General features: G+C 36.5%; 26 protein-coding genes. 7 read left to right on the plus strand and 19 right to left on the minus strand.

What is annotated here, in order from left to right:
* Nucleotides 1–20 precede the first annotated feature (20 nt).
* Both deoC and KH286_RS08470 read right to left on the minus strand, forming a co-directional pair.
* Entirely contained in the window at nucleotides 21–683 is a 663-nt protein-coding gene (gene deoC / locus KH286_RS08465) for a deoxyribose-phosphate aldolase (protein ID WP_004698377.1), read from the minus strand.
* 14 nt (nucleotides 684–697) lie between these two features.
* The gene (locus tag KH286_RS08470; protein WP_008715623.1) at nucleotides 698–1327 is read right to left on the minus strand and encodes a 3'-5' exonuclease; all 630 of its coding nucleotides are present in this window, start codon (nucleotides 1325–1327) and stop codon (nucleotides 698–700) included.
* Nucleotides 1328–1515: 188 nt separating this feature from the next.
* Between KH286_RS08470 and pyrF the strand changes: the two genes are divergently transcribed.
* Nucleotides 1516–2235 (plus strand): orotidine-5'-phosphate decarboxylase, encoded by a 720-nt coding sequence (gene pyrF, locus KH286_RS08475; protein WP_008715622.1) that lies wholly within the window; start codon nucleotides 1516–1518, stop codon nucleotides 2233–2235.
* Nucleotides 2232–2819 carry an orotate phosphoribosyltransferase gene (gene pyrE / locus KH286_RS08480; RefSeq protein ID WP_004698369.1) on the plus strand — a complete coding sequence of 196 codons (588 nt, stop codon included), beginning with the start codon at nucleotides 2232–2234 and terminating at the stop codon, nucleotides 2817–2819. Before pyrF ends, pyrE begins: the two co-directional genes overlap by 4 nt.
* A 276-nt stretch (nucleotides 2820–3095) precedes the next feature.
* On the opposite strand, the gene KH286_RS08485 is transcribed toward pyrE, so the two are convergent.
* The 13 genes from KH286_RS08485 to KH286_RS08545 all read right to left on the minus strand — a co-directional run bounded on the left by KH286_RS08485 (nucleotide 3096) and on the right by KH286_RS08545 (nucleotide 15823).
* Nucleotides 3096–3524, minus strand: coding sequence for a hypothetical protein (locus tag KH286_RS08485; RefSeq protein ID WP_024061348.1), 429 nt, complete (start codon nucleotides 3522–3524; stop codon nucleotides 3096–3098).
* A 9-nt stretch (nucleotides 3525–3533) separates the two neighbouring features.
* Nucleotides 3534–4109 (minus strand): DUF1700 domain-containing protein, encoded by a 576-nt coding sequence (locus KH286_RS08490; RefSeq protein ID WP_024061349.1) that lies wholly within the window; start codon nucleotides 4107–4109, stop codon nucleotides 3534–3536.
* Nucleotides 4096–4425 carry a PadR family transcriptional regulator gene (locus KH286_RS08495; RefSeq protein ID WP_004693657.1) on the minus strand — a complete coding sequence of 110 codons (330 nt, stop codon included), beginning with the start codon at nucleotides 4423–4425 and terminating at the stop codon, nucleotides 4096–4098. Before KH286_RS08495 ends, KH286_RS08490 begins: the two co-directional genes overlap by 14 nt.
* A 359-nt stretch (nucleotides 4426–4784) precedes the next feature.
* Nucleotides 4785–5882, minus strand: coding sequence for a S1C family serine protease (locus KH286_RS08500; RefSeq protein WP_024061350.1), 1098 nt, complete (start codon nucleotides 5880–5882; stop codon nucleotides 4785–4787).
* 668 nt (nucleotides 5883–6550) lie between these two features.
* Nucleotides 6551–7240 carry a response regulator transcription factor gene (locus KH286_RS08505; RefSeq protein WP_004693664.1) on the minus strand — a complete coding sequence of 230 codons (690 nt, stop codon included), beginning with the start codon at nucleotides 7238–7240 and terminating at the stop codon, nucleotides 6551–6553.
* Nucleotides 7237–8577: a sensor histidine kinase gene (locus KH286_RS08510; RefSeq protein ID WP_077708186.1), complete on the minus strand. Its 1341-nt coding sequence runs from the start codon at nucleotides 8575–8577 to the stop codon at nucleotides 7237–7239. The genes KH286_RS08505 and KH286_RS08510 overlap by 4 nt, the downstream gene beginning before the upstream one ends.
* A 449-nt stretch (nucleotides 8578–9026) precedes the next feature.
* Complete coding sequence (locus KH286_RS08515) at nucleotides 9027–10379, minus strand: pyruvate carboxylase subunit B (protein WP_008602782.1); 1353 nt, start codon at nucleotides 10377–10379, stop codon at nucleotides 9027–9029.
* Nucleotides 10380–10923: 544 nt separating this feature from the next.
* On the minus strand, nucleotides 10924–11250 hold the full coding sequence (locus tag KH286_RS08520) for a hypothetical protein (protein ID WP_101928968.1): 327 nt from the start codon (nucleotides 11248–11250) through the stop codon (nucleotides 10924–10926).
* Nucleotides 11237–12412: a glycosyltransferase family 9 protein gene (locus KH286_RS08525; RefSeq protein WP_101928967.1), complete on the minus strand. Its 1176-nt coding sequence runs from the start codon at nucleotides 12410–12412 to the stop codon at nucleotides 11237–11239. The genes KH286_RS08520 and KH286_RS08525 overlap by 14 nt, the downstream gene beginning before the upstream one ends.
* 72 nt (nucleotides 12413–12484) lie before the next feature.
* Complete coding sequence (locus KH286_RS08530; protein ID WP_101928966.1) at nucleotides 12485–13429, minus strand: hypothetical protein; 945 nt, start codon at nucleotides 13427–13429, stop codon at nucleotides 12485–12487.
* A gap of 8 nt (nucleotides 13430–13437) precedes the next feature.
* Nucleotides 13438–14376 (minus strand): phosphodiester glycosidase family protein, encoded by a 939-nt coding sequence (locus KH286_RS08535; protein ID WP_004693677.1) that lies wholly within the window; start codon nucleotides 14374–14376, stop codon nucleotides 13438–13440.
* Nucleotides 14377–14387: 11 nt separating this feature from the next.
* Complete coding sequence (locus tag KH286_RS08540; RefSeq protein ID WP_004698353.1) at nucleotides 14388–15191, minus strand: polysaccharide deacetylase family protein; 804 nt, start codon at nucleotides 15189–15191, stop codon at nucleotides 14388–14390.
* A 68-nt stretch (nucleotides 15192–15259) separates the two neighbouring features.
* Entirely contained in the window at nucleotides 15260–15823 is a 564-nt protein-coding gene (locus KH286_RS08545; protein ID WP_004698371.1) for a nitroreductase family protein, read from the minus strand.
* A gap of 169 nt (nucleotides 15824–15992) precedes the next feature.
* On the opposite strand from KH286_RS08545, the gene KH286_RS08550 reads away from it, so the two are divergent.
* The gene (locus KH286_RS08550; RefSeq protein ID WP_004698326.1) at nucleotides 15993–16784 is read left to right on the plus strand and encodes a carbon-nitrogen family hydrolase; all 792 of its coding nucleotides are present in this window, start codon (nucleotides 15993–15995) and stop codon (nucleotides 16782–16784) included.
* Nucleotides 16785–16869: 85 nt separating this feature from the next.
* On the opposite strand, the gene KH286_RS08555 is transcribed toward KH286_RS08550, so the two are convergent.
* Complete coding sequence (locus KH286_RS08555) at nucleotides 16870–17955, minus strand: hypothetical protein (protein WP_004698384.1); 1086 nt, start codon at nucleotides 17953–17955, stop codon at nucleotides 16870–16872.
* Nucleotides 17956–18021: 66 nt separating this feature from the next.
* Entirely contained in the window at nucleotides 18022–18234 is a 213-nt protein-coding gene (locus tag KH286_RS08560; RefSeq protein ID WP_004698357.1) for a hypothetical protein, read from the minus strand.
* A 212-nt stretch (nucleotides 18235–18446) separates the two neighbouring features.
* Between KH286_RS08560 and pgtP the strand changes: the two genes are divergently transcribed.
* Entirely contained in the window at nucleotides 18447–19820 is a 1374-nt protein-coding gene (gene pgtP / locus KH286_RS08565; protein WP_004693689.1) for a phosphoglycerate transporter PgtP, read from the plus strand.
* A 110-nt stretch (nucleotides 19821–19930) separates the two neighbouring features.
* On the opposite strand, the gene KH286_RS08570 is transcribed toward pgtP, so the two are convergent.
* Nucleotides 19931–20572, minus strand: coding sequence for a DUF4178 domain-containing protein (locus tag KH286_RS08570; RefSeq protein WP_004698321.1), 642 nt, complete (start codon nucleotides 20570–20572; stop codon nucleotides 19931–19933).
* 352 nt (nucleotides 20573–20924) lie between these two features.
* Between KH286_RS08570 and KH286_RS08575 the strand changes: the two genes are divergently transcribed.
* Nucleotides 20925–21149, plus strand: a complete 225-nt coding sequence (locus KH286_RS08575; protein WP_004698366.1) for a DUF2188 domain-containing protein — start codon at nucleotides 20925–20927, stop codon at nucleotides 21147–21149.
* A gap of 192 nt (nucleotides 21150–21341) precedes the next feature.
* On the opposite strand, the gene KH286_RS08580 is transcribed toward KH286_RS08575, so the two are convergent.
* A complete protein-coding gene (locus KH286_RS08580; protein WP_004698318.1) occupies nucleotides 21342–21548 on the minus strand; it encodes a hypothetical protein in 207 nt (68 codons plus the stop codon).
* 133 nt (nucleotides 21549–21681) lie between these two features.
* On the opposite strand from KH286_RS08580, the gene KH286_RS08585 reads away from it, so the two are divergent.
* Entirely contained in the window at nucleotides 21682–22053 is a 372-nt protein-coding gene (locus KH286_RS08585; protein WP_038150527.1) for a helix-turn-helix domain-containing protein, read from the plus strand.
* Nucleotides 22054–22095: 42 nt separating this feature from the next.
* Complete coding sequence (locus KH286_RS08590; protein ID WP_004698360.1) at nucleotides 22096–23115, plus strand: virulence RhuM family protein; 1020 nt, start codon at nucleotides 22096–22098, stop codon at nucleotides 23113–23115.
* Nucleotides 23116–23336: the final 221 nt, after the last annotated feature.

Consider the following 23336-nt stretch of genomic DNA (forward strand, 5'->3'; position numbering starts at 1 on the left):
ATAGCCTAGGTGGTTTTCTATTATACTTCTTCGTTCAAGTGATTCTTTAGTAACTCTACAGCTGCACTGGCTCCAATTCGGCTACAACCTTCTGCAATATAGGCTTTCATATCCGTAATAGAGCGAATACCACCTGCAGCCTTAATCTGTACATTAGGACCAATATGCTTTTTAAAGAGTCTAATATCTTCAAGGCTTGCACCGCCGCTACCAAATCCAGTAGATGTTTTAATATAGTCTGCGCCACCATTTGTAATACATTTACAAAGCGCCACCTTTTCAGAATCTGTAAGATAACAAGTTTCGATAATAACTTTTAAAATTTTATCACCACAAGCCTTCTTAAGCGCCTCAATTTCGCTAGTTACCGCTTCAAAATCACCTTGCTTTACATCTCCAAGATTAATAACCATATCAATTTCAGAAGCGCCCTCTTCAATAGCCTGTTTCGTTTCTGCCACCTTTACCTCTGTTGTTTCATATCCTAAAGGGAAGCCGATAACGGTACATATGTTAAGTTCTGGATATGCTTCATGGGCAGATGCTACAAAATCTGGAGGAATACAAACAGATGCGGTTTTATACCTTATACCATCCTCACAAACTTCTTTAATATCATCCCATGTAGCTGTAGGACGCAATAATGTATGATCTACATAAGCTAATAATTCTTTCCCCAACATAGTACCTCTCCTTACTAAAAGAACGACATTTGTTCTGGTTCTGGCTCTTTATGTAATGCATCTTGAGCAGAGCGATTTTTATCATCAATGAATGGTTCTAACGGTACGCCTGTAGTCTTTAATAAATCTGGTAAACTATTAACGCCTTTCAACTTAGCAGCTTCTAATACAACCTTTGCACAAGTCTCTGCATCATCCAGTGCATAGTGATGTTTAAACTCAACTCCAATATATGCGGCCATTGTATTCAACTTATGATTAACTAAATCAGGCCATACCGCACGTGAAAGTTTAACTGTACATGCATAATCTAGTTCTGGCCAAGGGATTTTATAATAATCTAAAGTAGCACGCAATACGTTCATATCGAATTTCGCATTGTGAGCCACCATAATATTCCCTTTTAAATGGTTTTCATAAATGGCATTCCACAACTCATCAAAGGTCTTTTCATGAAGAACATCCTTCGGTTGGATACCATGAATTTCAATACATTCATCATCAAAACTCATAAACGGAGGCTTGATGAGGCTATATGCCTTTTTGGTAATTTGTCCGTCCTTTACGGTAATAACCGCCAAGGAGCACGCGCTATTTTTAAATTTATTTGCTGTTTCAAAGTCTAATGCAACAAAATCTAACATAGGACTCCTTTCAAAATCTATATATAAGAATTATATTCATTTACTCTACTTATTATAGCATGAAATAGACTATAATCTACTGTTCAAAGGTGACCAATAATCACCTCATTCACACCAATTTTAATTGACAGATAGGCCCTCAGTATGTGAAAATTATTTAGATATGTATGTAGTATGGAGGTTGCAACATGGCAGATGACAGATTAATCGTTGCCCTTGACGTATCCACGATGGATGCAGTGAAAGAAATCGTATTATCCCTCGGTGATTCGGTTAGCTTTTACAAGGTCGGCATGGAGCTATTCTACGCCGAAGGAGCAAAAACAATTCGTTTTTTACAGGAGCAAAACAAACAAGTATTTCTTGATTTGAAATTGCACGACATTCCAAATACCGTAGCCCATGGCGTAGCTTCCTTAACACGTCTCGGTGCTAGTTTAATTACTTTACATGGTCAAGGTGGTCCTGTCATGATGAAAGCTGCTGTTGAGGCAGCTCATGAGAGTGGCAAAGAACTAGGCGTGGAACGCCCAAAATTATTAGCCATCACCGCATTAACTAGCTTTGACGATGAATCTTGGACTGCTATTGGTGGTCAGCTACCAATTTCCGACCAAGTCATTCGCCTTGCAAAACTCGCTAAAGACTGTGGTATGGATGGTGTTGTATGTTCCGCATTAGAAGCCAAAATGATTCGTGAAGCATGTGACGATGACTTCCTCATCGTTACCCCTGGTATTCGCCCTTCCTTTGCAACAACAGACGACCAAAAACGGGTTGCTACACCAGCTAGTGCACTACAAGATGGAGCATCTCGCCTTGTTATCGGTCGACCTATTACACAAGCCGAAAACCCTCGTGAAGCGGTTCGTTTAATTATTGAAGAAATGGAGAAAGTATCCAAATGATGACAGAACAAGAAGTAAAACAATTACTGATCGACACTCAAGCTATTTTAGAAGGTCACTTCCTTTTGACATCTGGTCTCCACAGTCCAATGTACGTTGAAAAATTTAATGTATTACAACATCCAAAATATACAGAAAAACTTTGTAAAGAATTAGCTGAACGCTTCCGCGATCAAAATGTGGAACTTGTTATTGGACCTATGACCGGTGGCATCTTACTTGCTCACGAAGTAGGTAAAGCGCTTGGCACCCGTGCTATCTTCACAGAACGCGAAAAAGGCATTATGACATTACGTCGTGGCTTTAAAATCGAGCCAGGCACAAGAGTACTTATCGTTGAAGATATCGTAACTACTGGTGGTTCTGTACAAGAAGTAGTAAATGTGGTAAACCAATCCGGTGGTGAAATCGTAGGTGTAGGCCTTCTTGTTAACCGTTCTGGGGGTAAAGCAGAATTCGGTGTACCTCACGAAAAGGTACAAGCATTACTTAATCTTGAAGTTCCAACTTATAAACCTGAAGAATGCCCTCTTTGCAAAGACGGCGTAGCTATGACAGAACGTGGCTCTAAACATATCAAATAATTTTTTAACGACCTATATACATGTATAGGTCGTTTTTCATTGAGAAGTTAATAATATATTCCCAAACCATCAAGTACTATCTAATATTTATAAATAGATACAAAAAGAGCTCCTTCGCTAAGGAGCTCTTTTTGTTTGTGTGTAGTTATTGTGTGTAAGAGAGAGATTCTGATACGAATGTATCACATAGAGTGTGTGACTCTATGGTGGCCATGAATGCACTTTCATGACCACGTTCTCTATATCTTATGAGAGAAATGAACTCATAAAGTATCATTAGTTTTGTGTAGTTTGCGGTGCACCTTGATCAGTTTGTTGTTGTGGTGCATTGCCATTAGGTTGTTGAGGTGGTTGGCCTTGCATAGGCATTTGACCTTGCGGAGGCATTTGACCATTTGAGTGCATATGCTGACCACTATTTGGTCCCATACCATCTTGAGGCATCATTTGATTTTGACCATTTTGGTGCATATGTTGGCCATTATTTGGCCCCATACTATCTTGAGGCATCATATGATTATTTCTATCCATCATATGTTTATCCATATACTGATTAGGACCATCATGTCTATGTGGTTTTCTAAACTGTTGTTCATTCGTTTTCATCCATTCACCAAAATTAGGTAAATCATTAACAGCAAAAGATGTACATGCTCCAACAGCACAGATTACTGTTAAAATTGCTGTAATTATAATACGTCTCATAGGTCCTCCTTAATTTAAATTGCGGAAATAACGTTCACGTACGCCACGAAGCTCTGTACCAACAAAGACGCATGTAAGTCCACCAAATAAACCTACACCCCCAAGTGCCACTAAAGTTACAATGGACAATACTGGAAATGCAGTAACATTCTCAAATGGTTGCCATGAGCTACCTAGTAAGAACAAGATAGCCGGTGTAATAATGAATATAAGAGCACCTACAATATAGGATAAGGCACTTCCAATAGAGAGCAAAGTCTTAGATGCTTTTTTAGCCATCCCCGGTAATTGAGGTAAAAGACGCTCTTTATAATCATCAAATCGTGCATAAATTTCCTGCATATTAACGGATTTACTTTCACTACCATCTTGATTCATTGTGTCAGTAATAATACCTGCATCTACGTAGGATGCATATATTTCCTCTGGAGACCCTAAGGATTTAATGATCTCACTATCGGTAAGCCCTTTTTCATAACCTACCGCAAAATGCTCTTCATAAACCTCTATAATACTCTCTACATCTGCAACACGCGCTTTTTTAAATATATTACGCAATGCATCCAAAAAGCTATTTTTGTTCATTATTATCGACTCCTTTCAACAGCATATTGATAACACCAGAAAAATCATCCCATTCTTGACGCATCTTGTTATATGCTGCACGGCCTTCGTTCGTGATATGATAGTATTTCCGTGATGGGCCTGTAGAAGACTCCTTTAAATACGTTTCAACATACTTTTCTTTTTTCAGTCTGTTAAACAATGGATATATCGTTCCTTCAGATATTTCAATATATTCCGAAATGGTGCTTACGATTTCGTATCCGTAACGATCATTTTGTGTTAATAATGCTAGCACCAGCATGTCCATAACACCTTTTTTTAATTGAACTTGCATAGTTCCTCCCTTTTAGGCTGTGCTTGCCTGCCAATGTGAAAGCTCTCTTACGGTCACTATCATGTACTGACAAATACATAATAACATAAGGTACCTCGGAACGCAAGGTACTTTGTAAAAAAATATTGAAATTTAATATATTTTTTCTTATTTCTAATCTATAAACACAGTTAATTTCTGCGTTTATAGGGAAAAATTTTTTCAAAAAAATTTTCTTATTTATGGTATTTTTTATACAAAATCTATTAAAGCACCCTATTATAACTAAAAATCCTCATCTAAAAGATGAGGATTTTCTAACACTACAAAAGAAATTAGTGCATTATTGGAATACTTAATTAAGTTTTATTTACTAGATTCTAATTTGAAGACGCTTCCCCTAATTTAAGCTGTGCACTCTTCATTTTGCCGTTATGAGTATAGGATACCAAAATTGTATCTCCAGGGCTCTTAGCATCAATTTGTTCTTTTAATTCAAGTAATGTAGTAATATCTTTACCATCAATTTGTGCAATCGTATCCCCTTCTACGAGACCAGCTTGTGCAGCAGGACCATTAGGATCAAGTTGAACAACAAGAAGTCCATCACCTTCATAGGTTACATTATTGCGCGCTGCAGTTTGACGGTCTACAGCCCACACCCCAATATAAGGGCGAATGACCTTACCATTTTTAATAATAGAATCAACAATTGTCATCGCAGAATTAATTGGAATAGCAAAGCCCATACCTTCAATTCCCTCTTTAGAGATTTTAGAGCTATTGATACCAATTAACTCACCATCTGCATTAATAAGCGCACCACCTGAGTTACCTGGATTAATGGCTGCATCAGTTTGAATCAATGGGAATCGTTGACCTTGATCATCAATTGTACGTGCTAAGGCACTAATAACACCAGAGGTAACTGAACCTTTAAACTCAAGACCTAAAGGATTGCCAATAGCAATAGCTGGCTCCCCCACTTGCAAGGAGTCAGAGTCACCAATTTTGATAGGTTTAATATCTTTTGGAGGTTTAATTTTTACAACTGCTAAGTCCGTCTGTGAATCTGAACCTATAACAGTCCCCGTCACCGTACTGCCATCAGACAATGATACTGTAACCTCCCCATTTCTAGCCCCTGCTACCACATGTTTATTGGTTACAATATGTCCATCATTATCGATAAGTACACCAGATCCGACACCTTCTCCAGCATAGATTGTACGGTTAAATATATCCTTTTGAAATACTTGTGTTGTAATCCCTACTACAGCTGGCCCAGATTCTTTAGCCGCTTGCACTACATAGGTATTACGCGCTTCAGTAATAGGCTTAGTCTGTTTAGTTTGTTCTCTCACGTTTGTTGGTTGCGTATTAACAGGGCTGCCAAAGAAATAGTATCCTCCGCCTACCCCAATACCCAAAGCAAGAATACACGCAATTACTGTTTTCTTATATTTTGAAAATGTCATGTAGATCTCCTTATATTCTTCTTAATATTCTTCTACATCACCCATAACATCTTAATGATGATTATAAAAGTTAAAATAAGAATCAAATCATAAATCATATAATTATGATACTTTATAAATACGCCACGTCTCACACTAATTCAAATCATCTCAAAATTAATTTTATAAAATTGATTTTGATGAACCTATTATAGTACGCCTGCTTTTACAATGCAAGATATCAATTTATAACTTTTCTTATGAAAGTATAATTATTATAACCGTATATCCTCCACTAGATAAATACCTAGAATCCTGAAAGAAGCTGTATAGAATGTATTCAAATATCTAAAATCTAAAAAACATAAAGGGCATTTACTAGCCGTCGCTAGCAAATGCCCTTTATGCATATAGTTTGAGAGTGTAAGGACTGTTGAGAGAGAGAGTATATGTGATCTAGATAAGCTTTAGAGAGAACTTATTAAGAGAGAGAAGTTAAAATATTACTTATCTAGAGTCATAGTCAGCCTTACTTAAATAAGTATACATGGAATATCTAAACTATCAAAGTAACTATATAAACAATTCTTAAACCTTTGATTATATCTCTATAATAAAATCTCTATAAAGTCATATCTAATCAACAGCCACGAACAACGTGAGTATAATGTGAATGCATATTCTCGATACTAAACGAATTTATACCCTACACCCCACACTGTAATAATATGCTTACTATCGGATGGATTATCCTCAATTTCTTCACGTAAACGATTAATATGAACCGCTACAGTTGCATAATCACCATAGGAGTCAAGTCCCCATACACGAGAATACAATTCTTCTTTGCTAAATACAATATCACGGTTACGCATCAAGAACTCTAACAACTGGAATTCTTTCTTTTTAAGATGAACCTCTTTTTCATTCACCCATACTTTCATCATTTTAGGGTCGAGACGGATTTCACCGGATTGAATAGCGTTTGTTTCCATTGCATCGCGCTCTGTTAAACGTTTATATTGCGCCAACATAGCTTTAATCTTCGCAATCAATACAGATGGAGAGAATGGCTTTTCAATATAATCATCAGCGCCTACGCCTAAGCCACGGATTTTGTCGATATCATCAAGACGCGCAGTTACCATAACGATTGGTACACGAACTTTGTCACGAATTTGACGACAAACTTCAAAGCCATCCATTTCTGGCAACATAACATCAAGGATAATAAGGTCTACAGGAGTATTTAATGCTGCTTCAATGCCATCTGTACCATTAGTCATAATCGTTACATCATAGCCCGCCACCATTAAATAATCACGCTCAATATTGGCAATATCCAAATCGTCTTCAATAATTAAGATATGTTCACTCATGATTCTTCTCCTTGCTTAGGAAACTCTAATATAATACGTAGACCATGTGGCCTTACATTTTCAATCATAACTCGGCCTTCAAAGATTTCCATAATTCGACGGATAATCGACAATCCTAGGCCACTACCTTCTTGAGGATTCGTACGAGACGAATCTACACGATAGAATGGGCGCATCAGACGCTCTAGAGATTCTGGCGGCACACCTGGTCCATCATCACTGATGACACAGTATACAAAATCATCATCACTCGTTACATCTATGACGCAATGACCAATATCGGTCATTTTATACTTAGCACTATTGTTCAACACATTCTGCAAAACACGTTGTAACAATTGTGGGTTAGCATTGATAAAAGGTGTTTCCGTAGCTATACGGGCCTTAATCTCAAGTCCCTTCGATTGATACGGAGCTAAATGATCTTCTACAAAGTCACGTACAAACTGACCTAATTCAATTCGTTCAGATGGACGAGATTCTTTTTTATAGTTCAATGTTGTTATGAGGAATAGTTCCTCTAACATAGAATCTAAATCATTGGCCCGTTTCAAAATAATTCCCATGTATCTTTTTTGTTGCTCTTCCGTTGGTGCAATACCATCACGAACACCTTCAGCATACGCTTTAATAGCCGTCAATGGAGTTCGTATATCATGGGATATACCAGCGAGTAGCTCTTTTTGTTGCTCCTGTTCCATTTCAATTTGACGATTCGCCATTTCTAACGACTTTGTCATATTCTTAACGTGAATCATGATAAATCGTGTAACAAATCGGTTAATAGCAAAAAATGTAACAATAAAGAGCAATATGGAAACTACGATAATATAGAAAGATACGGATTCCATTAAGCTATCACTACCATGAGTAGCACGCCTAATCGCAATATGGTATACATAGGAATGACGTCCATCGTACTTTCTCATTTCATAAACGAAAGTATTATTGGATTGATATACGATGCCCTGTAATTCAGGGTTAACATCAATAAGACCAACAATGGCAGAAGCACTATAGATTTGTGGATTACCGTAGTTATACACCATACTTCCTTGATCAAGTACTTCAACATATACTTCCTTTGGATCAAGTAAGCTATAGCTAGGCTTAACCAAGCTATTAATTAGATCATTTTCTAACCCATAAAAGGTAATGGTTTCAGTTATTCGACTGACACTTTTAAACTGTTGTTCCTGCTCAATACGCAAATAGTAACCGGCATTGGCCAATATGCGCAAACCTGTAAAATATAGCAAAAATAAAATAATTGCTATTAAAATAGGTACAACAAACAGCACAACATTGGATATCCAAATTCGTATTTGTAAATTCACAGGATTACCTCAATATCATAAATAGTAGATACTCTCTATAGTTTACGCTATTTTTATAACTTAACGCAAGTAAAACACGCAAATATCCAACATATTTTTCACTATTCTTTCATACGTAGTTTATAATTGACCGATTATTCAAAGGTATCTCGACCCTTTTAATATCTAATACTTTTCGTAAAAATTATATTTTCACACGCACCCATGTATCTTATGGCGATATGAAAATTGGTAATATCTGATATTTCATAGTTCCTTAGTCTCCCCTTTTAATAGGAACTCGTCTATACTGTTTATAAAAAAGCTAAAATATAAAAAATGAAACAACTATTGAATCTCTTCATTTAATAAAACAAAATATATACTGAATTATACTATTTCTCTATGAGGATAGTTTAAATATGGTCAAAAAAAAGAGGATTCCTAAGAATCCTCTTTTAAAATTTGGATTAACGACGATTTGCATCGAAGAAGTTAATAGCAACTTCTGGGAACATAGCGTAAGTCAATACGTCTTCGTCAGTGATGCCATTGTAGCCTTTAGAAGCTAAATCTTGACGGTAACCTTCCAATTCAGGTTCGATAAGATCTGCTGGACGGCAAGTAATAGGTTGTTCATCACCAATGATAGTTTGACGAATTTCATCAGAAATTGTACCAGGTAATTGACCATATTTACCACGAACAAGATCTTTAACTTCGTTAGGAACCATTTTGTAACGGTCACCCATCATAACGTTCATCATAGCCATTGTACCAACGATTTGGGATGTTGGAGTTACCAATGGAGGGTAACCCAAGTCTTCACGAACGCGTGGCATTTCATCCATAACGTCAAAGAAGCGATCGCCCATACCCATTTCGTTCAATTGGTTTTGAGTATTGGACAACATACCGCCAGGAATTTGGTAACGACGAACAGCAGGGATTACATCACTAGCTGGTTTCAAGTTGAATTCTTCAGCGATTTGTTGTTTTACTTTACGGAAGTGGTCAACTAATGGAATGTATTTATCAAGGTCAAGACCAAGATCCCATTCAGTACCTTTGAACATTTCAATCATAGTTTCAGTAGCTGGTTGGCTAGTTGCATGAGCGAATGGAGAGATAGCAGTATCGATGATATCTACGCCAGCTTTAGCAGCTTCCCAGTATGTAGTACTAGCAAGACCGCAAGTGAAATGGCTATGCAAGTCGATTGGCAATTCGCCAAAACGTTTTTTGAAAGTAGAAACCAAATCATATGCATCAGCAGGTCCTAACAAACCGGACATATCTTTGATACAAAGGGAATCAGTACCCATTTCTACCAAAGTTTCAGCTACTTTCAAGAAGCTTTCAGTTGTGTGAACTGGAGAAATTGTGTATACCATAGCGGATTGAACGTGTGCACCAGCTTTTTTGGAGTACTTAATAGCAGCTTCCATATTGCGTGGGTCATTCAATGCGTCGAAAATACGGATACGGTCGATACCATTTTTTACAGCCGCATTACAGAATGCTTCTACTACGTCGTCGGAGTAGTGTTTATAGCCCAACAAATTTTGACCGCGAAGCAACATTTGCAATGGGGTATTTTTCAAATTAGCTTTCAATTTGCGAAGGCGTTCCCATGGATCTTCATTCAAGAAACGAAGACAGCTGTCATAAGTAGCGCCGCCCCAACATTCAAGAGCTTCATAACCAATATCATCTAAAAGGCCGAGCACTGGCTCCATTTGTTCGTAGCGCATACGTGTTGCCAAAATAGATTGATGACCGTCACGAAGAACGGTTTCGCAAATTCTTAATTTTTTAGCCATGTTAATCCTCCAAATCGAAATAGTCTGTGTATGTAACTTTATACACTCATCAAGCAACTATCTCATACCTATTTTTTTTACGATTTTTTCGATGTCTGCTCACACTAGCCAAACGCGCTAAAATCGTAATACATACTTATATTAGACTACTTATAAAATTCTTTGTCAACAACCACATTATGCTATTTACTCATAATTTCATGTATACAAAGATGATTTTTTCGTGATGAATATCACAAAAAACTGCAGAGGAACTAGAGTTTAGCATGTATGTTTAATCAAATTAATTTTTTTGTAATTGCTCATTTTAATGAGAAACTAAAAATTATATCGTAATAATTTTTAGTTATTATTAAATACTTTTCAAAATATATCGGTATTTATAAATGTAGTAATTCGATAAACATCTGTATGCTTATGAGTTCATCAATTTTATTAATAACTTAGTCGATATTTTTAAATGCATAAACATACAAAAGAACCTGTCCATTTACGGACAGGCTCTGACGTAATCTTTAAAATTTAAGAGTTCCCATTATACGCATTACTTCTCAGGCTTAACCTTTTTAGGCGCAGTTTCAAGGACAATATTTTTACCTTCCCGTTTTACTTGAATAGAAAAGGCCCCTTCTCCTTCTTTAAAATACTCCATCTTGATATCAAGGAGCATTTTACCAATTATAGTCTCTACTTTTTCAGTTAAGAACTCACGGTAAAATGCATCTTCTTTTTGCTTTGGACTTTGGTAAACTACTGGCTTCTTAGCATCTCGCTCCATATTGAGCATAGTATCTTCAAAATTTTCCGTATCCTTAAAATTTTTCATCATATCCGCATCGGATAAACCTTTTTGGATTTTAAACTTTGCCATGTGTATCTCCTATCAATTCAAAAATTGCTTTTTTTACGCGTACTGGTTCAATACCAGACATACAATATTGATCAGGCTTAGGACAACGTCGTTTTCGGCAGCCCAAGCAATCTAATTCATCATTTACGAGCACCTTAAAGGTTCCCGTCAGAGGTCCCCATAATTTAGGATCCGTAGGGCCAAAGAGTGCTACTACAGGCTTATTTAAAGCTAACGCAATATGCAGAGCTCCAGTATCAGCAGTAACTACTACATCACAACTTTCAATTAAAGCCCCTAATTCTTGAAGCGTCGTTTTCCCTAACATATTCAGTACAATTTTATCAATGCCCTCATCTGTTAGCGAGTCCATCAAGGGTTTGTATTGAGTAGCCTCTTTAGGGCCACCTAAACAAACAAAATTTGCTCTATATTGAAGGGATTTAATGAGGGAGTACCATTTTTCCTGAGGCCATTCTTTCGTTGCCCAAGAGGTGCCTAATACAAGCCCAACTCGTAGAGGTGTATCCACCTCCCCACGATTCAAAGAAATGTCGTTATCAATCGTTTTCCACTGTTCTTCTGCCCAACTATGTAAATTTGATGGCACCTGAAAATCCATGTGGTACAGCGTATTAGCACTAGATTCATTTAGTGGAGAACTGCTTTCAACACCGCATTTAGCTATGTTAAGCGATGTATCTAAATTTGCATGTTCAGTAACAGCCTTTGTTAACAACTGAGCTACCTCTACATAGCGCTTAATCATGTGTTCTGTACTAGGCTTCGTTTTATAGTTAGTAAACAACCAATTCAACTCTTTTGTGCCACCAAGGCCAAGTCTAATGGGGGCTCCTGAAGCTAATAGTACTAACCCTGTTATAAGACGTCCTTGTACATCAATGGCTACATCAAATTTATAAGGTTCTAATTTGGCCTTAAGATCCCACCACATGCGCCACATTGTAGGGATATGTAGTTTTTTAGAATGAGCCTCGTATTCATCCCGTTCCCAGGGAATTATCTCATCTACATAGGGATTGTCCTGTAAAAGCTCTACCATACTAGGCGTTACAATCCAATGCAACTTAGCATCAGGATACTGTTTCTTAATCCACCGCGCAGCAGGTGTAGCATGCAAAATATCACCTATGTAACTAAGGCGTACAAATAATATATTCATAGATATCCTTAGGGTACATACTATTATAGGAATAAAGCCTTTATAATGAAAGAACATTATAAAGGCTTTTTCTTAAGATTTCTTTTTACTACTACTATTGGATGATTTAGAAGATGTAGTATCTTCTGTTACCTTAGTAGTTTCTTCACTACCATTCTTAATGATGTTTTTTACATCTGATAATGTCAACTCATTAAATGTAGTAGGGTGGTTGTATTTGTAAACTGGATTGAAGCCTACACCTAGTTTACCAGTGTAAACAGTCAATGCATTATTATCCTCATCAACACGAGCGATATAGATAGTTTTGTCCATATCAACACCGATAAAGCGGAAGCGCCCTTCAGGGTTGATAACACGCCAACCACCTTCAATGCCATTAAACATGAAGACATCCCCAGTTCTCACATTATCGTAGAAGAAGTTATCCTCATCGTAGAATACGCCGATATGACCGATATCAGTAGCTTGCATGTAAACACGACGTGTATCGTAGTTAGCATCGGTACGATAAATACGATATGTATGTTCTTGAACTTTTACCTTCATATAAACCACATTCGTCGCTTCAGAGTACGCAGCATCTACGATTTTACTGCCCCGAGGCAAGTCTTCAAGTTTCGTATCAACCTCATGTTCTGGATCATCCGCATTAAGACGAGCCATGACAACATCTCTGGAGTCATATAAACCCATGATAGCATAGTTACGGTCTGGCATCCAGTTGAAGTAACTAATCGAACGCCCCTTCAAATCAATATTCGTAGGGGTACTTTCATTAGCCTTGTAAATTTTCAAAGAGTTTTCTGTAACAACGGCCATGAATTGACGGTCATAGGATACATATTTAGTGCCTTCCTTCACATCAGGGAAGTTTTTAGTATCATCTTTTGATGCGCCTGCTACGTTAAACTCTGTAGTCGGCGCAAACATATATTGATCAAGGTATAGGTATACCCCACCTTGCAGAAGAATACCTACCGCAAAGGCGCTCAGTACACGCGTAAAAGGTTTCATCTGTCCTCCTATTTCACGATAAACGCCGTTGGGATCATGCGTTCCCCTAACAAATCGGCAGGTTTATTTACGACTTTACCATTTAGGTACAAAGTTGAACTAGAACCGCCATCTAAATTTGCTGCAATGTAGCAACCTTTTTCAAATAGAATATCTTGTACGTCACGCAAGGTAGCCCCAATAGAATACCCTGGTTGGCGACCATCGATTACAAGGAATAGCACTGTGCCATCTTTCTTTTGACCGATAGCAGTACGAGGACCTACGCCCCAGCCACCATCACCTTCGGTAATCATCTTCTTACCATCAACGATAAGAGGCGGACCAAAGGTAATACCTTCCATGGCCTTCATATCACTAAGCTGAGTTTTATCATAGTTACCAGCGATAAGATTACCAGATTTAGAGAAACCTACAAAGTCTACGTCTTCATCAGGGCCTACATCCTTACCGATAACGTACTCACCGTCATGCAAGATGAAACCATATGGCAAACGGCCTGTACCAGTACCATTAGGGTCGTGGAAACCACCGCCATTAATCGCTGCTACAGCATTATTCATTTTTGCAATATTACTTGTAGTATCGCCTTTTTCTTGAATATTAGCCGCTGTACCTACTTGAATACGACGAGGATCAGGAATTTCTAAAATATAGCCTACATAACGAGCAGACTGGATTTTTTCAAGATTTAAAGTCTTATCTTCACGAGCATTAAACTTGAACAAATCTTGGCTTTTAACAACCCCTACAGTCCCCAAAATAGATTGTAACTCGTCTTCATTAAACAACCATGTAATGTAATGAGGATGGCGAGATTGTAAGATAGCACCAATTACAGCGCGCTTTACATTATTAAATGGTCCAAAGAGCACCACGAAGGGTGATGTGACAACGGTAAATAAGAACACCATAATGATGAACTTTACCCAATTCTTTTTGAACAATGTATTTCTCCTTATAAATCAGTGAAATGTTCAGTGCTAATGCGTTCTTCAAAATGCTTGATATCCACCGCATTACCTACCCAAACACGCAAAATATTATATGGATTATCACCAGTATGAGCCCAGCCAGATTTCATAGCCAGCCCCATTTTAATACCAGCTTTCTTAGATGCTGAGTCGGTGAATTCATTTTTATCTCCATATGGATAGCAGAACCAAGGATTATCCTTAATGCCTACTTCTTTAGCAAGTGCCTCTTGGGCCTTTGTAATATTTTCAATTTGTTTTGCTTCTGACAATTGGCCCATTTCTATATGTTGGAAACCATGGTTTGAAATAGTAATACCATTTTTGTGCATTTCACGCACCTGATCCCAAGTTAGACGCGTCCCAACATCGCCAGGATTGATAAATACAGTCGCCGGGAATCCATATTCTTTCATAATTGGATATACGATAGAATATGTATCTGCATAACCGTCATCAAAGGTTAAAACAACAGGTTTTTCAGGCACCGCAGCACCATTTACAACATAATCATACAATTGATCCATCGTCAATGGATTATAGCCATTATCCTTGAGGAACTTCATTTGTTCTCTAAACAAATCCTCCCGAATAACTGCATCATTATCTTTGTCGTCGCCGACTTTATGATACATAAGAACAGGAATACCCGTTGGATGTACCATCTTAACTTCTTTTGCAGGCGGTACTGAACTAGTAGGTTCTGTTTTTTGTGAAAGCAATCCACAACCTGCCACAACCATTGCCAATACCAAAACTAACAGTGTTACCAACGGAATCCGTTTCATAGGTCCTCCTCTATTAGAACACAATTATATACAGAATATTATAACATTTCCATGAAGAATAGTAAAAATTAACGCTTTATTAGTACTTCATCAATCGATTTTCGAGGTCTAGGATACATAGTTTCATCTGGAATACCTATAGCAATGATTGCCTGTACATCGTGAGGAATATTTAAAAAGGTTTTGCTTTCACACTGCATAAAATACACATCATTCATCCATAGTGTACCTAACCCAATTGCTTTTGCCCCCAATAAAATATGTTCTATAAAAGCGCCAATAGCTTGTAAGTCACTTTTCTCCCACACGCGAGTATAGTCAGGCAAGTGATCATAAGGATTAAACACAAATAGCAAGTCACTAGCAGTTTGCATAGCCTTAAGACTAATCTCTAAACTACCAAAATGTTCCTTATGTTCTTTATATTGCTCTAACACCTGAAAGCCTAAATTCACAAAATGTTCTTTCTCCACTGTCGTCACATGAATAACCTGCCAGGGCTGACGATTTTTAGGCGATGGAGCTCGCATACCAAGAGATACTAACTCCTGAATTATGTTGACCCCTACTGATTGAGTTTCTTTATATTTACGTACGCTAGTACGAGAGTTTATAACTTCTGTTAATTCCATAATATTTCACCAAAACATCTAAATTCATATAAATCTTCGGTATCTAAAATCATTCAAAACTTCTACGATTATTTAGAGCTATATTGTAATCCGTTCAATAATGCTTTAATATTCTAATTATAATACATATTTCTAAAATTATGCTTATCCAATAGACAAAGGATTTCTTATGAAAAAACGCTTAAGCCTTATACAAATGGACGTCTATGTAAACGAAGTGGAATACAATTATGCGCGCGTCCAAGAATTACTTTCACAAGCCCTATCAGAAAAGCCTGACATTATCGTCTTGCCCGAAACATGGAATACAGGATTTCATCCATCTAAGGATTTAATCAATATTTCTGACAGAAATGGAGAAAGAACAAAAGCTTTATTAAGTACATTCGCAAAAGAACACAATGTAAACATTGTGGGCGGTTCTGTAGCCGTAGCAAAAGAGGATTTAGTATTTAATACATCCTATGCTTACAACCGTGAAGGCAAGCTCGTAGGAGAGTATTCCAAAATGCACGGATTTAGTCCTGCTAAAGAGGACCAATACTTCGCTAGCGGTACGCATACCACTCATTTTGAATTGGATGGCATTCCTTGTAGTACGGTTATCTGTTACGACATTCGCTTCCCTGAGCTCGTAAGAATGGCTGCATTATCAAATACAGAGCTATTATTTGTACCTGCTCAATGGCCTACTATGCGTTTACGCCACTGGCAAGTATTAAACGAAGTGCGAGCTATTGAAAACCAACTCTTCTTATGTGCTGTCAACGGCTGTGGTACAGTAGGTCGAGTTCAAAGCACTGGTCACTCCGCTGTATACGATCCATGGGGTACAAACCTCCTCGAAATGGACACTAGGGAGGGCATCTCATCTGTAGATATCGACCTCACCGTAGTAGAGGATATTCGCAATAAAATTAACATTTTTAGAGATCGCAAACCTGAACTCTACAAACTATAAAACAAAGGCACATTGTATTGAACACCCATCTAAAATTATTTCATTGTTAGATAGCCTGTTCATATGACAATGTGCCTTTTTTATTTTATTGTACTGTAGTAAGGAAATAAATGACTCTAGTTTGCTCTGGATTAACGGCCATGCCTGCAACAGTAAACATATTATATGAATAATCAAATTTAAAGATGTAGAATGTGTACTCTGCGTTAAATGGTCGCTTTACTTCTTTATACGAATAGTAACCTAAATATTTTTTCTGTAAAGTCTTATTTTCATCATTAGGCAACACTTTATCAGAACTTAATTTACTAGTATCTTGCTCTAAGTCCAAAACCATTTGATTATTCATTTGGTTAGAGAGCTCACGATCAACCTTTCGCTTAATATTCTCATTGCTTAGCGCCATTTTATATTGATACATATTATTGAATATATTAGTTACTTCAATCCATTCTTTTGGCAATATAGTAGACAAGTATTTTCTATAATTCGTCTTAACATCTTCGTACGGTTTAATAGAAACACGTTCAGCCTCACCCTTAGTAATAATAACCTTAGCATGACTTTCTGCATCTTGAATATAAGGTTTTAGTTCTGATGGTTTGCCTGTAAAAGAAACTTGAATATACCGACCATCTTCAATCGCCTTAGGCGGCTTTAAATGAATATCAACCTGTTTAGCAAAAGAAGGTATTTTCTTTGGAAAACCAGATAAATCATTTACTTTATTTATATCTATATGATTGTAATATTCCTTGTCATTAACTGGATACTTACTGCTTTCTCTAAAATTAATGGCCTTTACAATTTGTTTTTCAATTTCTTCTCGTGTATAAGGATTTTTAATAAGGTCTCGTTGTGGCACACTTCTTATTGTTCTATTATGTTCCTCAATATGAGCGTGCATACGTGATTCTACCTCTCGATGTAGCAACATTTGTTCATTAAATGTTTTTTTAGCAACGGACATAACAGCATAAGATAATTCTGTTTCGCCCGTAACTTTACTTTCCAAATAAGGCATAACTTCTTGAGATTGTACTCTATCAAGTTGAGTAGTTTTTGCGCCTAATGGCGTTGATACAGATGGAATGGGTATCTGCTCAGCATTTATTATTCCTATATTAGAAACCAATGCTGTCGCAACTAGTACAATTCCTTTTAAATTCATTCAAGTCTCCATCAAATAATTATATTAAAAAACTGGCTATACATCTCATATAGTTAGTCATATACATTAAAACTCAATAAGCTTCCACATATCCTCTGGAACCTGTTCTAGAGGTTTATTTTTTGCAATTGCTTCTTTTAGAATATCAATAGTATCTTGCACCTCTTGTTTATCCTTTGTATCAAGATCATGAAGGATGACACGATTTAAAGAATCTTCACCAAATTGTTTTACATATTCTTTTTCCACTTGATTAAGTTCACGGCGTAAATATTTCATAGATAATAACCTCCCAATATATTTAATCTAATATATTAAGAAGTACTTGTCTATAATTCAAATATTTTCTATACACATTTTCAGCTAATAATAAGCAATTTAAAGTTACAAATTAATATTTTTATCTCATAAATCATTTACATGAATTCTATAGAAATGGTAGTATTAACAATGCAATAGGATTTAGTTATTAAGAAAGAAAGGTAATAACTATGTTTTCATTTCTACAACCTAAAGAGGCAAAATCATCAGTTCCACAAAGCATGATTATGAATCTATATTATAAATATAGGTTGCAATCATTAATTGGTATTTTTATAGGTTATGCTGCGTACTATATTGTTCGTAATAACTTTGCCTTATCAACACACTTTTTATCAGATATCCTCCATATGAGCAAAACAGAAATTGGTTTGCTATCTAGTGGTATGCTTATCGCTTATGGTTTAAGTAAAGGCTTTATGAGTAGTCTTGCGGACAAAGCAAGTCCTGCCAAGTTTATGGCTTTCGGTCTCATTTGCTGTGCAATTATCAATATCTTTATGAGCTTTGCCGATAGTCTCGCCTTCTTCTTAGTTTTAGTAGTACTAAATGGCTTTTTCCAAGGATTTGGTGTAGGACCATCCTTTATCACCTTAGCTAAATGGTACCCAAAACAGGAACGTGGCCGTTATGGAGCTATCTGGAATATTTCACACAATCTCGGTGGTGGTATCGTAGCACCAATCGTAGCCGCCGCATTATATTTCACTACTACAGATCACTGGCAATTAGGGAGTTATGGTGTACCAGCGCTTATTGCAGTTATCATAGCAATTGCCATTTCTTTCTTAATCAAAGAAAGCCCTGAACGTGAAGGCTTACCACCAACAAGTGAAATCATCGCCGACACAGCTCATAAGGCGCACAGAAGTTCTGAAGCACCGCATATGAGCACAAGAGAAATCTTTGTAAAATACGTATTAAAAAATAAAAACGCTTGGTATGTATCATTAGTTGACACCTTTGTTTACATGATTCGCTTTGGTATGCTTACTTGGCTTCCAATTTATTTATTACAAGTAAAGGGTTTCTCCAAAGCAGAAATGTCTGTTGCCTTTTTATTCTTTGAATGGGCGGCTATCCCTTCAACTATTTTTGCAGGTTACATTTCCGATAAATTCTTTAAAGGTTATCGCATGCCACCTGCAATCATTGCTATAAGTATTATCTTCTTCTGTATATTTGGTTATTGGCAAAGCGAGTCTCTCTTATGGGTTACTTTCTTCGCTGCTATTGTAGGTTGTTTAATCTACATTCCTCAATTCTTAGCTTCAGTACAAACTATGGATATTGTACCACCATTTGCAGTAGGTTCTGCTGTTGGTCTTCGTGGATTCATGAGTTACATTGTTGGTGCAAACTTAGGTACAACACTATTTGGTGTTTTAGCAGATAAATTTGGTTGGAATGCAGGTTTCTATCTTTTATTAGTAGCATGTGTTCTTTGTATTACATTCTGTGTATTGGCTCATTTTGGCGCCAAAGAATTAGATGCTAAAGAAGCTGAACTTGAACAACTTCAACCAGCTGAAGCTAATAGCTAACCCCTAACAAATAAATCCTATAGTAAAAAGGTCGTAATATGTATTAAATACATGTTACGACCTTTTATTTACCCCACGAAAGGGACTCCTATATAACCGATGTGTTTTCATCAACGCATAGTTCTGGAAATAATGAAAGCACAAACCACAATGATACCAAGGACTATACTCCCAGCTACTATATAAGGCCAGGTAAGTACATCCCGTACATCATTCAATATTTTTATATCAAAGATTGGCATATAAAGTAGTAAGTTCCCCAAAATCCAACCGATTGGTCCTATGAACTTTAGCTTCTTAATCGTATCCATTTTATCTAGAATAGACTCGGTTACCTCTGAATCCTTTTCGACAGATACGTATTCTTTATTAATGTAAAAGCCTTTTGAATATTCCATTTCAAAAGCCCACTCTTGAACAGAAAACGTAGCAGTACCATCAGCATTTTCATACTCTTTATATTTAGCAGTATCAGTAGTACCTACGTCTACCTCACCCCAAGTGCCCGTTACCATCTCATAACCACTATCTATGAGTTTCATATCGGCTGGTAGTGCTTTTCCACACAACTTGGAAAACTGGTACGCATCTCGCTTCTTATCCCAACTGAGCCAAAACTCTGCATTATTCTTATGTCTAACTAACTTATACTCATACCCAATTTTTCCATGAGTATCAATATAGCGTATCTTGCCTAAAATCGTATATAGATCCCTTCGAATACGCAACGTCTCACCATAATTAAAAACCATAATCTTCTCTCATATTGAAAACTACATGTATAAATGTATATTACTAATTACTATGATTGTACACATAATATGAAAGTATGCCAATACGGATATAAATCAGAACCACCCGTAAAACTAATAGTTTTCTCACGTACTCTAAGCCCGTAGTACTAGAACAGCATCTAAAGGCGCTGGCTTTCACTACGTTCGAGCCGCATAGCAATTGACTCATAAGCTTCTACTCAATAATTATATATTTTTAGTTTCATAAATTAATTTATAATTTTTTATCTATATTCATGAATAATTCATGAGTATTTTGTATGTTTTTAAAATTATATTTGTATAATCACCTTAGAAGGGAGGTGATTATATGGGCAAAAATCAACATGTCGTACCATCTAAAAACGGTGGTTGGGATGTTAAAGGCGAAGGAAATTCAAGAGCATCTAAACACTTCGACCAAAAGAAACCGGCGATTGATTACGGAAGACAAGCTAGTCTCAATCAAAAAAGTGAATTAGTAATCCACAATAAAGATGGCCGGATAGCTCAAAAGGACAGTCACGGACATGATCCTCATCCACCAAAAGGTTAATTGTAATTAGGAGTGCAGACGGCGACATACTCTGGTACAGGTTCTTTATCATCAGTTATAACGGCAACAAGGGTATCGTCGTCTTCTCTCTTTATAACCACCTTTGTATATTGGTTTGTGTTCAAAATACTATTTGGCTTCATTTTTTCTCTCCTTTCCTTCAACTCGTTTGTTCCTTTAATTCGTAACTTATTAGATTGCTTTTTTCGCAAAAAAAATAAATAGATGGGCTTCAGTTGAAAGATAATCAATCATAACCTCAATTTCATCAGATCTAAATACGCCTTTCTTTAATTTAATAGAAAACGTTTTAGGAGTAATCCCTAATCTTTTAACAACATTTATTTGAGTTTTTTCAGCACTAACAATTGAACATTTTATCTTATTTACATCAATCAATACATCACCTCCTTTGCAAAAGTAACTTATTAAGTTATTTATGTTAAAATCATTTGTAAAATGTTGCGTATTAAGTTAAAACGGTGTAATATTGACTCATGGAGAAGATTATATTTAGAGCGAGGTAAATTTAATGACTCCCAACAAAGGAGATAAAATCAAAAATCTCAGGATTCAAAATAAAATGACTCTAGAAGAAGTCGGCAATAGGATTGGAGTCTCAAAACAAACGTTATATAAATATGAAAACAATATAATTACAAATATACCTTCAGATAAAATAGAAGGATTAGCCAAAATATTTAATGTATCTCCTGCTCTAATAATGGGCTGGGATGACACGCCTAAAGAGTACTATAAAGACGCTGAAGTAGCTGAATTCACTGAGTACTTGCGCACACGTCCTGGTGCTCGTATGCTATTCTCTGCAGCAAAAGATATTAGTAAGGAGGATATGGAGAAAGCAGTTGAGTATATAGAACTCCTGAAATTAAAACATAAATAATAAATGATTCGTTATATATAAATAATAGGAGGTGAAGCTTATATGTTTTTCTTTTTCCCTGATGGCATTGCACCACAAGGCGATATCATCATATATCAATCCGACAATGACAATATGACAACAAATGTTTTATTTAAGGATGAAACATTCTGGATGTCACAAAAAGAAATTGCATTGCTATTCGGCGTAGATAGAACAGTAATAAGCAAACATTTAAAAAATGTTTTTGCTAATCAAGAATTAGATGAAAATTCAGTATGTGCAAAAATTGCACATACTGCAGAAGATGGAAAAACCTACCAGGTAATATTCTATAATTTAGATGCCATTATTGCTGTCGGATATAGAGTAAACAGCAAAGAGGCTACTAGATTTAGAATGTGGGCTACAGACACATTAAAAGAATATATTGTCAAAGGGTTTGTGCTTAATGATGACATGCTGAAAAACGGACGCCAATTTGGAAAAGATTATTTTGATGAATTATTAGCCCGTATAAAAGAAATACGTGCATCTGAACGTCGATTTTATCAGAAGATTACAGATATTTTTGCACAATGTAGTTATGACTACGACAAAGATAGTATTGAAGCAAAGCAATTTTATGCTACTGTTCAAAATAAATTGCATTGGGCTATTACCAATAAAACTGCAGCTGAAATTATTGCTGATCGTGCAGACCATAACAAGCCCCATATGGGATTAACTACATGGAAAACCGCGCCTGATGGCAAAATCATAAGTACAGATGTAGTTATAGCTAAAAATTATCTTTTACAAGAAGAAATATCCGAGCTCAATAATATCGTCAGCATGTTTCTAGACTATGCGGAAAATCAAGCAAGACGTAAAAATCTTATGATGATGGACGATTGGTCTTACAGGCTAGACAGTTTTTTGCAGTTTAATGAATATGATATCCTATCTAACGCAGGGAAAATATCGAAGAAAGTGGCGGATAACTTAGCTAAAGAAGAATTTAAAAAATATCGAATTATTCAGGATCGAGAGTTTAAATCTGATTTTGACAAACTTACTGCTTCTACAATGAAAAAGAAATAAAATTAAATATACACAATGGAAAGTGTTATATTGGTTGTAAATTTGATTTACTGCGACTTGCTACATGCCTCAATGCCGTGTCAGAAGAATGTGAAGATGTAAATACTCATAATATCTACATAAATCAGAACCACCCGTAAAACGGGTGGTTTGCTCACGGGCTATAAGCCCGTAGTACTAGACCAGCGTCTAAAGGCGCTGGCTTTCACTACGTTCAAGCC

Origin of the sequence: Veillonella parvula (assembly GCF_018378075.1) — a bacterium.
Classification (GTDB): Bacteria; Bacillota; Negativicutes; order Veillonellales; family Veillonellaceae; genus Veillonella; species Veillonella parvula_K.

Excerpts from the sequence above, each read along its gene's own strand:
- deoC (WP_004698377.1), bottom strand. The coding sequence starts at position 683 with ATGTTGGGGAAAGAATTATTAGCTTATGTAGATCATACATTATTGCGT.
- KH286_RS08470 (WP_008715623.1), bottom strand. The coding sequence starts at position 1,327 with ATGTTAGATTTTGTTGCATTAGACTTTGAAACAGCAAATAAATTTAAA.
- pyrF (WP_008715622.1), top strand. The coding sequence starts at position 1,516 with ATGGCAGATGACAGATTAATCGTTGCCCTTGACGTATCCACGATGGAT.
- pyrE (WP_004698369.1), top strand. The coding sequence starts at position 2,232 with ATGATGACAGAACAAGAAGTAAAACAATTACTGATCGACACTCAAGCT.
- KH286_RS08485 (WP_024061348.1), bottom strand. The coding sequence starts at position 3,524 with ATGAGACGTATTATAATTACAGCAATTTTAACAGTAATCTGTGCTGTT.
- KH286_RS08490 (WP_024061349.1), bottom strand. The coding sequence starts at position 4,109 with ATGAACAAAAATAGCTTTTTGGATGCATTGCGTAATATATTTAAAAAA.
- KH286_RS08495 (WP_004693657.1), bottom strand. The coding sequence starts at position 4,425 with ATGCAAGTTCAATTAAAAAAAGGTGTTATGGACATGCTGGTGCTAGCA.
- KH286_RS08500 (WP_024061350.1), bottom strand. The coding sequence starts at position 5,882 with ATGACATTTTCAAAATATAAGAAAACAGTAATTGCGTGTATTCTTGCT.
- KH286_RS08505 (WP_004693664.1), bottom strand. The coding sequence starts at position 7,240 with ATGAGTGAACATATCTTAATTATTGAAGACGATTTGGATATTGCCAAT.
- KH286_RS08515 (WP_008602782.1), bottom strand. The coding sequence starts at position 10,379 with ATGGCTAAAAAATTAAGAATTTGCGAAACCGTTCTTCGTGACGGTCAT.
- KH286_RS08520 (WP_101928968.1), bottom strand. The coding sequence starts at position 11,250 with ATGGCAAAGTTTAAAATCCAAAAAGGTTTATCCGATGCGGATATGATG.
- KH286_RS08525 (WP_101928967.1), bottom strand. The coding sequence starts at position 12,412 with ATGAATATATTATTTGTACGCCTTAGTTACATAGGTGATATTTTGCAT.
- KH286_RS08530 (WP_101928966.1), bottom strand. The coding sequence starts at position 13,429 with ATGAAACCTTTTACGCGTGTACTGAGCGCCTTTGCGGTAGGTATTCTT.
- KH286_RS08540 (WP_004698353.1), bottom strand. The coding sequence starts at position 15,191 with ATGAAACGGATTCCGTTGGTAACACTGTTAGTTTTGGTATTGGCAATG.
- KH286_RS08545 (WP_004698371.1), bottom strand. The coding sequence starts at position 15,823 with ATGGAATTAACAGAAGTTATAAACTCTCGTACTAGCGTACGTAAATAT.
- KH286_RS08550 (WP_004698326.1), top strand. The coding sequence starts at position 15,993 with ATGAAAAAACGCTTAAGCCTTATACAAATGGACGTCTATGTAAACGAA.
- KH286_RS08555 (WP_004698384.1), bottom strand. The coding sequence starts at position 17,955 with ATGAATTTAAAAGGAATTGTACTAGTTGCGACAGCATTGGTTTCTAAT.
- KH286_RS08560 (WP_004698357.1), bottom strand. The coding sequence starts at position 18,234 with ATGAAATATTTACGCCGTGAACTTAATCAAGTGGAAAAAGAATATGTA.
- pgtP (WP_004693689.1), top strand. The coding sequence starts at position 18,447 with ATGTTTTCATTTCTACAACCTAAAGAGGCAAAATCATCAGTTCCACAA.
- KH286_RS08570 (WP_004698321.1), bottom strand. The coding sequence starts at position 20,572 with ATGGTTTTTAATTATGGTGAGACGTTGCGTATTCGAAGGGATCTATAT.
- KH286_RS08575 (WP_004698366.1), top strand. The coding sequence starts at position 20,925 with ATGGGCAAAAATCAACATGTCGTACCATCTAAAAACGGTGGTTGGGAT.
- KH286_RS08585 (WP_038150527.1), top strand. The coding sequence starts at position 21,682 with ATGACTCCCAACAAAGGAGATAAAATCAAAAATCTCAGGATTCAAAAT.
- KH286_RS08590 (WP_004698360.1), top strand. The coding sequence starts at position 22,096 with ATGTTTTTCTTTTTCCCTGATGGCATTGCACCACAAGGCGATATCATC.